Raw genomic sequence first — 14,984 nt, forward strand, 5'->3', positions numbered from 1 at the left:
CAGCCCTTTCTATTGTTAGGATTCCGCCGCTTTTACATCCTCCTCAACGGGATGTTTGCGGAAATAATAAAGCAGCACATAAATGACTGCGGCTGCCAAAATGGCGTAAACCACTGTAAACAGGATGAACAGCAAACCGATTGAACCGGTTGTCGTGACGACATCTGACGTTTTCAAGAGATGATAAATCACCCATGGCTGCCGTCCTGTACAAGCGAATATCCACCCGAATTCAATTCCGATCAGACTGAGGGGTCCTGCGGTTAAAAATAAAATCAAAAGCCAAGTCGGAAAGCTGTCTTTCTTTAAAATTTTTCTCCACACGATGCCGATGATTGAGTACAAAATGAGCAGCATTCCGATGCCGACCATTCCGTTAAACAGTGTATGGATGAATAAAGGCGGCCACTCGTCTTTCGGAAACGCGTTCAATCCTTTGACGACGGTATCAAAGCTGTTTGCAGCCAAAAAGCTTAAAGCCCACGGCACTTCTATCGCCCATTTTACTTTTTCTTCTTTTGCATCAGTAAAACCCCCGATCGCAAGCGGAGCGTGAGATCTCGTTTCAAAAAGCCCTTCTGCGCCCGCAAGCTTCTCAGGCTGGTATTCGTAAAGAAGCTGGGCTGACTCGTGACCGTTTAAAGAGGCAATAATGGAGAATATCCCGCCGATCGTTAAGGCGAGCAGCAGCGCTTTTCGGTGAAAGCGGTATACCTGCTCCTGTTTTCTCGTTCTCAGCATTTTATAAGCCGCAACAGACGCGACGATAAATGCACCGGTCATGAAAGCCGTCAGTACGACATGGCCCGCGGTGGTGAAAAAGCTTGGATTAAAAAACGCTGCCCAAGGTTCGACGTCAGTGATTTTGCCGTTTAAAATTTTAAAGCCGGCCGGCGTTCCTTCAAATGCGTGAACATTTGTGATTAAGACGGCGGATGCCGCGGCGCCGATCAAAACAAAAATAACGGCAATGATACGCATCGCCGGAGTCAGCCGGTCAGCGGCGTAGACATAAATGGACATAAACAGCGCTTCGATAAAGAAAGCATAAATTTCAATCTGAAACGGAAGGGACATCACCCTGCCGATGACTTCCATGAATCCGGGCCACAAAAGGGCAAGCTGTGTACCCGCGATCGTTCCGGTCGGTATCGCCACGCCGAGCAGAACAGCCTGCGCCTTCGTCCACCTTTTCGCCATAATGGCATAATGCGGATCTTTTGTTTTTTGATAAATCAATTCAGCCATTAAAATCATCAGAGGCAAGCCGACACCAAGCGTCGCAAAAATAATATGAAAGCCCATGGTTGTCCCGAACAGGCTTCTGGCTAACACTAAATCATCCACGATCATAAACCGCCTTTCTAAATTACCGTTTTATGTAATGTGGTTATATTATTTGCTGAAGCGATTAGATTATTCTTCCGATTCCATATATGTGCAGGGTTTAGAAATCAAGGGATCAGGGCATATATGATTGACAAGCGGTTATTTAAGGTTTAAAATAAAACGTAATTATTACGATTTGAGAAAGGGAGATCAGCATGAAAAAAGATATTCATCCGGATAACCATCAGGTGATTTTTCAAGATGTGAACAGCGGCTATCGCTTTTTAAGCCATTCTACGAAAAAATCAGAGGAAACGGCAGAGTGGGAAGACGGAAAGACATACCCGCTGATTAAAGTAGAGGTCAGCTCAGATACGCATCCATTTTATACAGGCCGCCAAAAATTCAACGAAAAAGGCGGGAGAGTCGAACAGTTCAACAAAAAATACAATATGGGGAAATAAGACAAGCCCAATGGGGTTTGTCTTATTTATTGAGCACTTTGTCACCCGTGCGGGAGTGACGAAATGACCCGTCTTATGTTATATTGTGAATAAAAAAGCAGAAAGGAAACACCAAGATGAGTCTTCTAAACGATATCATGCAATTTAATGAGCAGTTCACTAAAAACAAAGATTATGAAAAATACCAAACATCTAAATTCCCGGATAAAAAGATGGCGATTTTGTCCTGTATGGACACACGTCTTGTAGAATTGCTTCCGCATGCGATGAACATGCGAAACGGCGATGTGAAAATTATTAAAAGTGCCGGCGCGCTTGTCGCCCACCCGTTCGGAAGTATCATGCGCAGCCTTTTAGTGGCCGTATACGAATTAAACGCCGATGAAGTCTGCGTTATCGGCCACCATGATTGCGGCATGAGCAAAATCAACAGCGAGGATATGCTCGATAAAATTATCGACCGCGGTATTCCGAAAGAGCGGATTGACATGCTGAAGCACTCAGGAGTTGATCTTGATCAATGGCTGAAAAGTTTTGATTCAGTAGAAGCGAGTGTTACAGACAGCGTAAACGTCATTAAACACCATCCGCTATTCCCTGACAATGTGCCGGTGCACGGTCTGGTGATTGATCCTGAAACCGGTAAACTTGATCTGGTGATCGACGGCTACCAGCATATGGACTAATGTTTTTCTTTTTTGTCCGGTACGGGATCAACACCGCCCGGATGAAAAGGGTGGCACTTTAAAATCCGCTTCAGTGTCAGCCATCCGCCTTTTAATGCGCCGTGAGTCTTGACGGCTTCGATTCCGTACTGCGAACACGTCGGATAAAAGCGGCATGACGGCGGCGTCAGCGGAGAGATGAACTTCTGGTATCCGCGGATTAAAGCAATCATTATGGTTTTCATCAAAAAACCACCTTTCTGATGCTAGTATAGAAAAAAAATTTCAGATTGAAAAGCTTCCGCTACAATTCTTATCGGAAAACTGTGTTATAATGGATGCATATTCTGAAAAAAAGGGAGTGCCATTATGCCTTCAGTAGAAAGTTTTGAGCTTGACCATAATGCGGTTGTGGCTCCGTATGTAAGACATTGCGGAGTGCATAAAGTCGGAACAGACGGCGTCGTGAATAAGTTTGACATTCGCTTCTGCCAGCCGAACAAACAGGCGATGAAGCCGGATACGATTCATACGCTTGAGCACTTGCTTGCGTTTACGATTCGCACACATTCTGAGAAATACGATCACTTCGACATCATAGATATCTCACCGATGGGCTGCCAGACAGGCTATTATCTTGTTGTCAGCGGCGAGCCGACAGCGGAAGAAATTGTAGACCTGCTTGACGCTACGCTGAAAGAAGCCATCGATATTACGGAGATTCCGGCGGCCAACGAAAAACAGTGCGGCCAGGCGAAACTTCATGATTTAGAAGGCGCGAAACGTCTGATGCGTTTCTGGCTGTCACAAGATAAAGAAGATTTGCTGAAAGTGTTCGGATAAAAAACAGGCCTTTTTGCTGACATGCAAAAAGGCTTTTTTACATATTTCTAAAAAATGTCACACCTTATGTGTAAGCGTTTGCTAAAATAGAAGCAAACATGAAGGAGTGATGGGATGAAACGGGCTGTATTGGCAGGTATGTGCAGTATGGTATTTCTATTATCTTCCTGCGGGGGCAATTCGGACAAAACCTCCGCGGATGAAGAGCCTAAAGCGCTTGAGGTCAAGCTTACAGGACCGGAAACGGCAGCACCGCATGAAAAAGCGGAATACAAGGCGGAGGTTTTTTACGGCGGCAAGCGTGTCACGGATGCGGATGAAGTCATGTTTGAAGTATGGAAAGAAGGAAAAAAAGGCAGCAGCAAAACAAGCAAGGCCAAGGAGGAAAAAGGGGCGTATCACCTGCGGACTGAATTTGATGAAGAGGGTGTGTATACCGTTCAATCCCACGTAACGGCAAAACAGCAGCATAATATGCCGACTGTAAAAGTGCGTGTCGGGGATGCTAAGGCTGCCGATGATTCCTCCGGCCATGAGGAACAGACGCATCATCATTAAGGATTTTTTTTATCCGTCAAGCCTTTTGATGCGTCCTCCGGCGGGTCAATCGTATGTTTTACATTATAAGCTCTTACAGTCGACCAGATGGATAAAAGCAGCACGGCGAGCACGATAAGAAAGCCGAAGCTCAGAAGAAGCAGCATGAAATCCCTCCTTTTTAACAAATCATAACATATTTTCCATTCGTGAAATCAAGGGCTAAAAATTTATGTTTTAACACACGATATATAGGGTATATCAATAGTAAACCAAAGGAGGAAGATAGGCATGTCAGAAAAACTATTGGATGCAGTCAATAAGCAAGTTGCAAACTGGACGGTCATGTATGTGAAATTACATAACTATCATTGGTACGTCAAAGGGAAGGACTTTTTCACATTGCATGAAAAGTTCGAGGAGCTGTATAACGAAACGGCTACATATATTGATGATCTGGCAGAACGTCTGCTGGCATTAAACGGCAAGCCGATCGGCACAATGACGGAATCATTGAAGACAGCCTCTGTAAAAGAAGCGGAAGGCAATGAGAGCGCAGAACAAATGGTACAGAACATTTATGATGATTTCACTGTCATTGCGGAAGAGCTGAAAAGCGGCATGGACCTCGCAGATGAGGTCGGAGACGAAACGACCGGTGATATGCTGCTTGCTATTCACCAGAATATCGAAAAACATAACTGGATGCTGAAAGCGTATTTGGGATAATCAACAAGGGAAGACCGGGGCTGTAAAGCACTCGGTCTTTTATTTGGCTGCCGAAGAGGTGTTGTCCATTTTTCTGAAAAATCCAGTCCGTTCCATTCACTTTTCATAGAATAATGTAAGGCCGTTTCTGTGAAAGGATGTTGGATCAAGTGGGCAAAGACTTTGGCATCTTTTCGTTTTTTGCAGTGATCGTGTCGGCAGCGGGTTTTTTCTTTGGCGGTTTTCAGTATTCGTTTCTGATTTTGCTATCGGTCATGGCGATTGAGTTTATCAGTACAAGCTTAAAAGAATCTCTTTTGCAGCAGCTGAGCGCAAGAAAGCTTTTTGCGCGGCTGGTCAAAAAAATCGTGACCCTGGCATTAGTCTCAGTTTGCCATTTTTTTGACCAGCTGCTTCATACCGAAGGCGCCATCCGTAATTTGGCTATCATGTTTTATATCTTATACGAATCGGTTCAGATCGTGATTACGGCAAGCTCGCTGGGCATACCGGTTCCGCAGGTGCTCGTCGATCTATTGGATACCCTGAAAAATAAATTCAAGCGCAAACCGTAACATTTGCTTCAAAGGAGGCTATACTAGCGGGTATGATGGTTTTCCTCTGAATTTTTGATAAAGGGCTTCCGAACAAACGCAACTGTGGTATGATGTATGGAAGATATGAAGGAACGGATTAGAGGGATAAACATGTACGAGTTTAAAGACTATTATCAGAACACTGTTCAGCTCTCCTTTGAACACCAGCCTTTTTCAGACAGCCCGAAGCACGTATGGGTCATATGCCGATACGGAGATAAGTGGCTTTTGACTGAGCACGAAGACAGGGGGTTTGAATTTCCGGGCGGAAAAGTGGAGCCGATGGAATGTGCGGAGGAAGCGGCCCTGCGCGAGGTGAAAGAAGAAACCGGTGCCGCGGTAAGACATCTGAAGTACGTCGGACAGTATAAAGTTCTCGGCAGGGAAAAGGTAATCGTGAAGAATATTTATTTTGCCGATATTGAAAAGCTTGAAAAACAGGCTGACTATTTTGAAACAAAGGGGCCGGTGCTGTTCAGCGAACTGCCGGAGAATCTCCCCCGAAATAAAAAATTCAGTTTCATTATGAAAGATTCGGTGCTTCCGATCAGTCTGAAAAAGCTGAAAGAGGACGGCGTATTTCAATCATAAAAAACGGAGACCCGGCGCTTACGCACGGGTCTTTTTTATATTTTTCCTTTCGTCCATTTTCTTTCTAACAGTTCGACTCCCTGATACATCAATGTCGCAAAAATCGCGATGATCAGAAGGCTTAAGAACACAAGAGTGAAATTGAAGACCTGGAATCCGTAAATGATCATGTAGCCCAGACCTTTTTCGGAAACGAGAAACTCGCCGACGATGACACCGACCCAGGATAAACCGACGTTCACTTTAAGCGCGGAAATGATCGCGGGGGCGCATGCCGGCAGAATGACTTCTTTAAACATGATGCGTCTTTTCGCTCCGAAGGTTTTCATCACCTTAATATAGTTTTCATCCACTTCCTGAAAAGCTGTAAAGACGACGATTGTCGTGATAATGACACTGATGACTGCTCCCATGGCGACAATGCTTGTGAAATTCGGTCCGAGTGCCACGATGAGAATCGGTCCGAGTGCGACCTTCGGCATCGCGTTTAAAATGACGAGGTACGGGTCTAAAACCCGGGCGAGCCTGTTTGACCACCATAACAGAGCGGCGAGGCATGTGCCGAGGAGCGTGCCGAGCAAAAAGCCGAGAACGGTTTCTCCTAAGGTTACGCCGATGTGCGCCGCAAGGGAGGCGTCCGCAATCTTTTCAGCTAAAAGCCTGCAAACGGCGGAGGGTGAGCTGAAGATTAACGGATCGATCCAGCCCGCCCTGCTCGATATTTCCCAGCCGGCAAAAAATACGATGAAAATGGCGGCCTGATACGCACGGATCCGGAGCTTTTCTTTTTGGTGTCTTTTCTTAAACTGCTGATGAAGCTGTTCAATCGTGCCGCTGCTGTTTTTCAAGGGAATTCAGCTCCTTCCATATGGTTTGAAACAGCGGCTGAAAGGCCGGATCCTGACGCGCGTCAAACGGATCTAAAGCCGCGAGCTCCTTAGGCACGGTGAATATTTGGTGGATGGTGCCCGGCTGATTCGAAAATAAATAGATCGTATCGCTCATGGCGATGGCTTCACCGATATCGTGGGTGACGAGCACGGCGGTTTTTTGAAAATCCTTTAATGTTCTGAAGACAAGGTTTTCCAAAGAAAGCTTCGTTTGAAAGTCCAGCGCGGAAAACGGTTCATCAAGGAGCAGCAGGCCCGGGTCCGGCGCAAGAGTTCTGGCAAGTGCCGCCCGCTGCCGCATTCCGCCTGACAGCTCTTTCGGGTATTTCTTTTCAACGCCGATTAATCCGAGCTTAGGCAGAAGGCTGAGAACTTCAGCTCTTTTTTCTTCTGTTAATGTTTTTGAAATGTGTAAACCGAGCAGCACGTTTTCCTCAATTGATTTCCAAGGAAATAAATAATCCTGCTGAAGCATATAACCGATTTGGTGTTCTTTATGGTTCGGCACGCTTCCTTCAATCAGCACCCGGCCTTGCGCAGGGGTGATAAGGCCGGCCAGAATGGACAGGAGTGTTGTTTTTCCGCATCCGCTCGGCCCGAGAAAGGAGATGAAATCCCCTTTTTCAATCTGGAAATGTATATCTTTCACGGCGGTTGTTCTTTCTTTCAGCGAGAAATAAGTATGTGTTACATGATCGACATGTAAAAAAGACATTCATGTTCCTCCTATTGTCCTGAGGTGACTTTTTTGGCGATTTTTGTGTTGACGAGTTTGCTGTACGGAATATGTTTCGGGAGCTCTCCTGCTTCATCCATAATAGATTGAAGCTGTTCCCATTCATCCTTTTGCAGAACTGGGTCTGCAGAGAATGATTTTTGTTTTTTATAGCGCTCTATTGATGTTTCGATTATGGCCGGATCGGTATCGGCAAATTCCTTCTGAATCGTTTTTGCGATGTCTTTGGCCGGATGGCTTTCCACCCATTGCTGGGCGCGATAGATGGCGCGGGTGAATTTTTCCGCCGTCTTTTCATTGGTTTTCAAATAACTTTCTTTTGCCATAAAGGTTGTGTATGGCACTTGGCCGGAAGCTTCTCCGAAGGATGCGACGATATGGCCGATGCCTTCTTTTTCAAATTGGGATGCCGTCGGTTCAAACAGCTGCACATAATCACCCGTTCCGGATGCGAATGCGTTGGAAATATTGGCGAAATCAATGTTTTGAACGAGGTTAATGTCTTTTTTCGGCTCTATGTGATTCTTTTTCAGGACGTACTCACCGGCCATTTGGGGCATGCCGCCTTTTCGCTGGCCGAGAAATGTTTTTCCTTTTAAATCGCTCCATTTGAATGATTTCTCATCCTTCCGCGACACGAGAAATGTGCCGTCCGTCTGTGTCAGCTGCGCGAAGTTGATGACCGGATCTTTTGCTCCCTGCGCCTCCACGTAAATGGATGTTTCAGAACCGACCAGCGCGATATCAGACCCGTTTGACAAAAGCGATGTCATCGTTTTGTCTCCGCCCCATGTTGTTTGAAGTGACACTTGGAGCCCTTCTTTTTTAAAGAAACCTTTTGCTTCAGCGACATACATAGGCGTATAGAAGATGGAGTGTGTGACTTCCGCCACCTTTACCTTCGTCAGACTTTCTTCCTGTCTGCAGGCCGGAAGAATGAGCAGGAAAAAGGCGCATATGACAAAAACGCAGCCCGCTTTGAGCCATTTGTTCACGGTGTAACCTCCTTGTTTTAAGCGTTAAAATAACCTTTTCTGCTTTACATATCGTATGATGGGTATAAAAAATGTGTGAGTGCCCATATTCACGTTGGGAAAGAATAAAAAAACTGATGATATAAGGAGGCGCATTGTTTTGCTGTCAGAAAAGAAAAGGTTCCCGTCTCCGAGTCCGCATGTCCGCCTCTTTGAGGTTTGCTATGAGTCAGAAGGACTGAAGGTAAAGGGGCTCCTTGCCGAGCCTGCTGAGCCGGGCACATATGACGGTTTTTTATATTTGCGCGGCGGCATAAAAAATGTCGGCATGGTACGCCCCGGAAGAATCGTTCAATTCGCTTCCCAAGGCTTTGTCGTGTTTGCGCCTTATTACAGAGGCAACCAGGGCGGCGAGGGAAATGAAGATTTTGCGGGAGAGGACAGAGAGGATGCGTTTTCCGCTTTTCGCCTGCTTCGGGAGCATCCGAACGTCAGGGAAGGGCGGGTGCATATTTTCGGTTTTTCCCGGGGCGGAATCATGGGGCTTTTAACAGCGATTGAAATGGGGCATCAAGCGGCTTCGCTCGTATCATGGGGCGGTGTGAGCGATATGGTGCTTACTTATGAAGAGCGGAAGGATATGCGGCGGATGATGAAGCGGGTGATCGGCGGCACGCCGAAAAAGGTGCCGGATGAATACAGATGGCGTTCGCCGTTTGAAAAAGCAGACCGCATTCAGGCCCCTGTGCTGCTCATCCATGGAGAGAATGATGAGAATGTTTCGATCGAACACGCCCGAATGATCGAGGACAAGCTGAAAGAGGCGGGGAAACCGGTGGAAACTTGGTATTACAGCGGTTTTACGCATTATTTTCCGCCGCAGGAAAACAGACGCATTGTCCGGCGGCTGGCGGAATGGATGAAGACACGGTAAGATGCCTGATTTATGATATGATAATAAAGAATAAGAGAATGAAAGGGGATTTTCATTTTGGGAATGCCTGTTGAATTTAATACCATGATTGTGACAAAAGGCAATGAAAAACGGATAGAGGAAAATATCTTTTTATTGGAGAAAGAGGGCTACCGCGTCTATCCTCTTGATATTCCGATGGACGTGCGCAAAACGAAAACCGGCGAGAAATCCGGCACCGGCGAGGTCCAAAAGCTCGAATGGGCGAACGGCCGGACAAGCATTACATACAGACTCACGTCGCTTCATTCGACAAACTGAAAAAACAAAAGCCGAGGGCATAAACGCCCTTGGCTTTTTTGATTACACGAGAGGTCCGCCGGCTTTGGCAATCGAGTCTGCATGGGAAAACTTTTTAAAGTTTTCTTTAAACTCATTGGCTAAAAACAGCGCTTTTTCGTTGTATGCTTGTTTATCGCTCCATGTGTTTTCAGGCTGAAGAACTTCATTCGGAACGCCTGGAACATGAACGGGGCTGCGCAGGCCGAAAATGCTGTCTGCCGTCATGTCAGTCTGGTTCAGTCTGCCTTCAATAGCGGCCTTGACCATCGCTCTTGTATACGAAAGTTTCATCCGTTCTCCGACTCCGTACCCTCCGCCGGTCCAGCCTGTGTTGACCAGAAAGACTTGAACGCCGTGTTCGTCGATTTTATGTCCGAGCATTTCGGCATATACATGTGCCGGAAGCGGAAGGAACGGTGAACCGAAGCACGTCGAGAAAGTCGTTTGCGGAGATGTCACGCCGCGTTCGGTTCCCGCGAGTTTACTGGTGTACCCGCTTAAGAAATGATACATCGCCTGTTCCTTCGTCAGTTTGCTGATCGGAGGAAGCACGCCGAATGCGTCCGCCGTTAAAAAGACGATCGCCTGCGGATGGCCGGCAATGCTCGGCTGCACGATATTGCCGATCATCTCAATCGGATATGCGGCTCTTGTGTTTTCCGTGTAGAAGGAATTGTCGTAATCCGCTTCACCCGTTTTTTCATCAAGCACGACATTCTCAAGAACAGACCCGAAGCGGATCGCACGAAAAATCTGCGGTTCTTTTTCCTCGCTCAGATTGATACATTTAGCGTAACATCCGCCTTCAATGTTGAAAACGCCGGAATCTGACCAGCCGTGCTCGTCATCGCCGATCAGTTTGCGGTCCGCATCGGCTGAAAGCGTCGTTTTCCCTGTGCCGGAAAGGCCGAAAAACAGGGCGACATCGCCTTTTTCACCGACGTTGGCTGAGCAATGCATCGGCAGTATATCCTGCTGCGGAAGCAGGAAGTTCATAATGGAGAATATTGATTTTTTCATTTCTCCGGCGTATTCGGTGCCGCCGATTAAAATGACGCGTTTTTCGAAAGAGACAATGATAAATGTTTCCGAATGCGTGCCGTCCGTCTCCGGATCTGCTTTAAAATGCGGGGCTGAGAGAATGGTGAAAGGCTGCGCTTGCGGATCTCTTTCATCCGTCTCCGGTCTGATAAACAGCTGGCGCGCGAATAAATTGTGCCACGCAAATTCATTTACGACCGTAATCGGCAGTCTGTATTTTTCATCCGCTCCCGCGAATCCTTCAAAAACAAACAGTTCATCCCGCTGTTTTAAGTAGCTGACGACTTTGGCGTACAGCTTTTCAAAAGCCTCTTCAGAAATGGGCTGATTCACCGCGCCCCAATCAATTTGATTTTCTGTGCTTTGTTCACGGACGATAAATTTATCTTTAGGTGACCGGCCTGTATATGCGCCGGTGGTGGCGCGTACGGCGCCCGTTGATGTCAGCGTTCCTTCATTTCGGCTGATCACTTTTTCGGTAAGTTTTGGAGCCGATAAATTATGATGCACATTCGGACTTGCAAGTAATGCTTGAAGATCTGCGGTTAAATCAACTAATTTCATAAAAACCTTCCTTTGCCGGTTTATTTGTATTTCGCTGAATGTGGAATTAGTATAACATATATCTGAAAATAGTCTATACTATTTGAGGTTTTTTGTTTGTGTTTTTCCATTGCTTCCCGAAATAAAGGCGCGTAATCGCTTTAATTCATATTGACACTTTCCGCCCTTTTACGATAAGATATTTCATTGAGCGGATACTCTTATCCCGAGCTGGCGGAGGGACAGGCCCGATGAAGCCCAGCAACCGGTTTCTCTGTAAAAAAGCAGGTGAAAACACTGTGGGAAACCAAGGTGCTAACCTGATGCAAGGTTTAATATTTTCCTTGAGCGATAAGAGTGAAAGGCACACAGACCAAACCCTTTCCTCGAGTGGAAAAGGTTTTTTTATTTCATAAAATATGCCAATTAACATTCTCTGATATAGTATGACATTGTATTAAGAGGGAGCGAGTTCCGTATCATATGAGAAGGTCTTGTAAAAGATCTTTTTTCAGGAGGAAAAGTGAATGAGTAAAAACCGTCGACTATTTACATCTGAATCTGTTACTGAGGGTCATCCGGACAAAATCTGTGACCAAATTTCTGACAGTATCTTAGATGAGATTTTAAAAAATGACCCGAACGCGCGCGTGGCCTGCGAAACATCTGTAACGACAGGACTTGTGCTGGTAAGCGGAGAGATTACTACATCAACATACGTTGACATTCCGAAAACAGTCCGTGAAACGATTAAAGAAATCGGCTACACACGCGCCAAATATGGATTTGATGCGGAGACTTGCGCTGTTTTAACATCAATTGATGAACAGTCTGCGGATATCGCAATGGGTGTCGATCAGGCTCTTGAAGCGCGTGAAGGCACAATGAGCGATGCTGAAATCGAAGCAATCGGAGCTGGAGACCAAGGCCTGATGTTCGGTTATGCGTGTAACGAAACGAAAGAGCTTATGCCGCTTCCGATCTCTTTGGCGCATAAATTAGCCCGCCGTTTGAGCGAAGTCCGCAAAGAAGACATTCTTCCGTACCTTCGCCCTGACGGCAAAACGCAAGTTACCGTTGAATATGATGAAAACAACAAGCCCGTCCGCATTGACGCGATCGTTATTTCAACTCAGCACCACCCGGAAATTACGCTTGAGCAGATTCAGCGCAATCTGAAAGAGCATGTCATTAACCCTGTCGTGCCTGAGGAACTGATCGATGAAGAGACAAAATACTTCATCAACCCTACGGGACGTTTCGTAATCGGCGGACCTCAAGGTGATGCGGGTCTGACCGGCCGTAAAATCATCGTAGACACATACGGCGGATATGCACGCCACGGCGGCGGCGCATTCTCCGGTAAGGATGCGACGAAGGTAGACCGTTCTGCGGCATACGCTGCGAGATACGTAGCGAAAAACATCGTGGCAGCAGGTCTTGCTGATTCTTGTGAAGTGCAGCTTGCATACGCAATCGGCGTGGCACAGCCTGTTTCTATTTCCATCAATACATTTGATACAGGAAAAGCTTCTGAAGAAAAACTGATCGAAGTCGTACGGAATAACTTCGACCTGAGACCTGCCGGCATTATTAAAATGCTTGATCTGCGCCGCCCGATCTATAAGCAGACAGCTGCTTACGGCCACTTCGGACGTCATGATGTGGATCTTCCTTGGGAGCGTACTGACAAGGCGGATGCGCTTCGCAAAGAAGCACTAGGAGAATAATTTTATAGCCGCTTACTTAAGCGGCTTTCCCTTTTTGTAGATGCTGCCATGCTTATTTTTTACATAGCGTGAAACCAATGGCGTAACAAAGCGTCTATAAAAAGGGGGTCCAATTAGAAAATTACACTTATGGAGGCTATACTATGTGTGGATTTGTCGGTGTTTTTAATAAGCATCCATTAACTCAAACCGCAGATCAAGAAGAGCTAATCAAACAAATGAACCAAATGATCGTTCACCGCGGTCCTGACAGCGATGGGTATTATCATGACGAGCACGTCGGATTCGGCTTCAGACGGCTCAGTATTATTGACGTAGAAAACGGCGGACAGCCTTTATCATATGAAGACGAAAAATATTGGATCATTTTTAACGGCGAAATCTATAACTACATTGAATTGAGAGAAGAGCTTGAAGCGAAAGGCTACACTTTCAATACAGATTCCGATACCGAAGTGCTCCTTGCGACATACCGTCATTATAAAGAAGAAGCTGCTTCAAAGCTTCGCGGAATGTTTGCGTTTTTAATCTGGAACAAAGCTGACCGCGTCATGTACGGCGCGAGAGACCCGTTCGGCATTAAACCGCTGTATTACACAACCATCGGGGACAAAGTATATTTTGCATCTGAAAGAAAAAGTTTAATGGCCGCTCAAAATGGCATTGATCTTGATACAGCTTCTTTACAGCAATATATGTCTTTCCAATTCGTTCCTGAACCGAGCACGCTTGACGCTGAAGTGAAAAAAGTCGAGCCGGGCAGCCAGTTTACGATCCGTCCGGAAGGCGATATCGCGTTTAAAACATATTTCAAAGCGAACTTTAAGCCTGTTCAGTCTGATGAAGATAAATTGGTGAAAGAAGTCAGAGACGCAATCTTTGACTCTGTCAAAGTCCACATGAGAAGTGACGTGCCTGTCGGTTCGTTTCTATCCGGCGGTATCGACTCTTCTTTTATCGTCTCAGTTGCGAAAGAATTTCACCCGAGCCTTAAAACATTTTCCGTCGGTTTTGAGCAGCAGGGCTTCAGTGAGGTTGACGTAGCGAAGGAAACGGCTGCCGCGCTCGGGATTGAAAACATCAGCAAAGTCATTTCTCCCGAGGAGTATATGAACGAGCTTCCGAAAATCGTCTGGCACTTTGATGACCCGCTTGCAGATCCGGCGGCGATTCCTTTGTACTTTGTCGCGAAAGAAGCGAAAAAACATGTAACGGTCGCGTTATCCGGGGAAGGCGCGGACGAGCTGTTCGGCGGGTACAATATTTACCGCGAACCGCTTTCGCTTAAACCGTTTGAACGCATTCCGTCCGGTCTGAAAAAAATGCTTCTTCATGTGGCGTCCGTCATGCCTGAAGGAATGAGAGGGAAAAGCCTCTTAGTCCGCGGCTGCACACCGCTTGAGGAGCGTTATATCGGTAATGCGAAGATTTTTGAAGAGCCCGTGAAAAAACAGCTGCTCAAACATTACAATCCAGAGCTTTCATACCGTGATGTCACGAAGCCGTACTTTACGGAAAGCCGTTCATACAGCGACATTAATAAAATGCAGTATGTTGACATCCATACGTGGATGCGCGGCGACATCCTGTTAAAGGCTGACAAAATGACGATGGCCAACTCTTTGGAACTGCGCGTGCCGTTCCTTGATAAAGTCGTGTTTGACGTGGCTTCTAAAATTCCGGATGAACTGAAAACGAAAAACGGCACGACGAAATACCTTCTGCGCAAAGCTGCTGAAGGGGTAGTGCCTGATCATGTGCTTAACCGCAAAAAGCTCGGCTTCCCTGTGCCGATCCGCCACTGGCTGAAAAATGAAATGAACGAATGGGTTCGCAACATCATTCGTGAAAGTGAAACAGATGCTTATATTGAAAAGGATTATGTCCTTCAGCTTCTGGAAGATCATTGTGCCGACAGAGCGGACAACAGCCGCAAAATCTGGACCGTACTGATCTTCATGATCTGGCACAGCATCAATGTTGAAAAAAGACTTGTGCCGGAAGAGCTGAATCATCAGCCGAAAGAAGTCATTTTCGTTTAATCCAAAAGGCTTTCGATATTATCGAAAGCCTTTTTTCTAT

18 protein-coding genes and 1 riboswitch are annotated in these 14,984 nt (G+C 46.3%); of the genes, 11 read left to right on the top strand and 7 right to left on the bottom strand.

Features of this window, described 5'->3' with window-relative positions; translation table 11 throughout:
* Positions 1-15: 15 nt before the first annotated feature.
* The gene (locus HWY38_RS13745) at positions 16-1,347 is read right to left on the bottom strand and encodes a cytochrome ubiquinol oxidase subunit I (RefSeq protein WP_003152226.1); all 1,332 of its coding nucleotides are present in this window, start codon (positions 1,345-1,347) and stop codon (positions 16-18) included.
* Between the two features lie 197 nt (positions 1,348-1,544).
* Here HWY38_RS13745 and HWY38_RS13750 point away from each other — a divergent pair, with 197 nt between their 5' ends.
* Both HWY38_RS13750 and HWY38_RS13755 read left to right on the top strand, forming a co-directional pair.
* A complete protein-coding gene (locus tag HWY38_RS13750; RefSeq protein ID WP_007613295.1) occupies positions 1,545-1,793 on the top strand; it encodes a type B 50S ribosomal protein L31 in 249 nt (82 codons plus the stop codon).
* A gap of 116 nt (positions 1,794-1,909) precedes the next feature.
* Entirely contained in the window at positions 1,910-2,479 is a 570-nt protein-coding gene (locus HWY38_RS13755) for a beta-class carbonic anhydrase (RefSeq protein WP_003152233.1), read from the top strand.
* On the opposite strand, the gene yidD is transcribed toward HWY38_RS13755, so the two are convergent.
* Positions 2,476-2,703, bottom strand: a complete 228-nt coding sequence (gene yidD, locus HWY38_RS13760) for a membrane protein insertion efficiency factor YidD (protein ID WP_007613292.1) — start codon at positions 2,701-2,703, stop codon at positions 2,476-2,478. The two genes, HWY38_RS13755 and yidD, sit on opposite strands and share 4 nt — an antisense overlap.
* Positions 2,704-2,827: 124 nt before the next feature.
* Here yidD and HWY38_RS13765 point away from each other — a divergent pair, with 124 nt between their 5' ends.
* Both HWY38_RS13765 and HWY38_RS13770 read left to right on the top strand, forming a co-directional pair.
* On the top strand, positions 2,828-3,301 hold the full coding sequence (locus tag HWY38_RS13765) for an S-ribosylhomocysteine lyase (protein ID WP_003152237.1): 474 nt from the start codon (positions 2,828-2,830) through the stop codon (positions 3,299-3,301).
* A 114-nt stretch (positions 3,302-3,415) separates the two neighbouring features.
* Positions 3,416-3,859 (top strand): FixH family protein, encoded by a 444-nt coding sequence (locus HWY38_RS13770; RefSeq protein WP_224182043.1) that lies wholly within the window; start codon positions 3,416-3,418, stop codon positions 3,857-3,859.
* Here HWY38_RS13770 and ytzI read toward each other — a convergent pair.
* Positions 3,856-4,005: a YtzI protein gene (gene ytzI / locus HWY38_RS13775; protein ID WP_007408836.1), complete on the bottom strand. Its 150-nt coding sequence runs from the start codon at positions 4,003-4,005 to the stop codon at positions 3,856-3,858. The genes HWY38_RS13770 and ytzI overlap by 4 nt on opposite strands.
* Before the next feature lie 124 nt (positions 4,006-4,129).
* Here ytzI and HWY38_RS13780 point away from each other — a divergent pair, with 124 nt between their 5' ends.
* From HWY38_RS13780 to ytkD, 3 genes are all read left to right on the top strand, one after another.
* A complete protein-coding gene (locus HWY38_RS13780) occupies positions 4,130-4,567 on the top strand; it encodes a Dps family protein (protein WP_007408835.1) in 438 nt (145 codons plus the stop codon).
* Positions 4,568-4,716: 149 nt separating this feature from the next.
* Positions 4,717-5,121 (top strand): holin family protein, encoded by a 405-nt coding sequence (locus HWY38_RS13785; protein ID WP_007408834.1) that lies wholly within the window; start codon positions 4,717-4,719, stop codon positions 5,119-5,121.
* A gap of 132 nt (positions 5,122-5,253) precedes the next feature.
* On the top strand, positions 5,254-5,733 hold the full coding sequence (gene ytkD, locus HWY38_RS13790; protein ID WP_003152244.1) for an RNA deprotection pyrophosphohydrolase: 480 nt from the start codon (positions 5,254-5,256) through the stop codon (positions 5,731-5,733).
* Between the two features lie 35 nt (positions 5,734-5,768).
* Here the strand turns inward: ytkD and HWY38_RS13795 are convergent, their stop codons facing one another.
* Genes HWY38_RS13795 through HWY38_RS13805 form a run of 3 tightly spaced genes read right to left on the bottom strand, consistent with a single transcriptional unit; the run spans position 5,769 to position 8,354 of the window.
* A complete protein-coding gene (locus HWY38_RS13795) occupies positions 5,769-6,581 on the bottom strand; it encodes an ABC transporter permease (protein ID WP_224182044.1) in 813 nt (270 codons plus the stop codon).
* A complete protein-coding gene (locus HWY38_RS13800; RefSeq protein ID WP_082998872.1) occupies positions 6,556-7,338 on the bottom strand; it encodes an ABC transporter ATP-binding protein in 783 nt (260 codons plus the stop codon). The genes HWY38_RS13795 and HWY38_RS13800 overlap by 26 nt, the downstream gene beginning before the upstream one ends.
* Before the next feature lie 11 nt (positions 7,339-7,349).
* Complete coding sequence (locus tag HWY38_RS13805) at positions 7,350-8,354, bottom strand: ABC transporter substrate-binding protein (RefSeq protein ID WP_224182045.1); 1,005 nt, start codon at positions 8,352-8,354, stop codon at positions 7,350-7,352.
* Positions 8,355-8,493: 139 nt separating this feature from the next.
* Here HWY38_RS13805 and HWY38_RS13810 point away from each other — a divergent pair, with 139 nt between their 5' ends.
* Entirely contained in the window at positions 8,494-9,267 is a 774-nt protein-coding gene (locus HWY38_RS13810) for an alpha/beta hydrolase family protein (protein ID WP_224182046.1), read from the top strand.
* A 57-nt stretch (positions 9,268-9,324) separates the two neighbouring features.
* Positions 9,325-9,567, top strand: a complete 243-nt coding sequence (locus HWY38_RS13815; RefSeq protein WP_003152249.1) for a DUF2584 domain-containing protein — start codon at positions 9,325-9,327, stop codon at positions 9,565-9,567.
* A 42-nt stretch (positions 9,568-9,609) separates the two neighbouring features.
* On the opposite strand, the gene pckA is transcribed toward HWY38_RS13815, so the two are convergent.
* Complete coding sequence (pckA, locus tag HWY38_RS13820; protein WP_224182047.1) at positions 9,610-11,193, bottom strand: phosphoenolpyruvate carboxykinase (ATP); 1,584 nt, start codon at positions 11,191-11,193, stop codon at positions 9,610-9,612.
* A gap of 197 nt (positions 11,194-11,390) precedes the next feature.
* Positions 11,391-11,530: riboswitch (SAM riboswitch) on the top strand.
* Between the two features lie 169 nt (positions 11,531-11,699).
* Between pckA and metK the strand changes: the two genes are divergently transcribed.
* Together metK and asnB are read left to right on the top strand one after the other, a co-directional pair.
* Complete coding sequence (gene metK, locus HWY38_RS13825; protein ID WP_003152253.1) at positions 11,700-12,902, top strand: methionine adenosyltransferase; 1,203 nt, start codon at positions 11,700-11,702, stop codon at positions 12,900-12,902.
* 143 nt (positions 12,903-13,045) lie between these two features.
* Complete coding sequence (gene asnB, locus HWY38_RS13830) at positions 13,046-14,944, top strand: asparagine synthase (glutamine-hydrolyzing) (protein ID WP_003152255.1); 1,899 nt, start codon at positions 13,046-13,048, stop codon at positions 14,942-14,944.
* The last annotated feature ends 40 nt before the right edge of the window (positions 14,945-14,984 follow it).

This window comes from Bacillus sp. KS1 (assembly GCF_020075515.1).
Classification (GTDB): domain Bacteria; phylum Bacillota; class Bacilli; order Bacillales; family Bacillaceae; genus Bacillus; species Bacillus velezensis.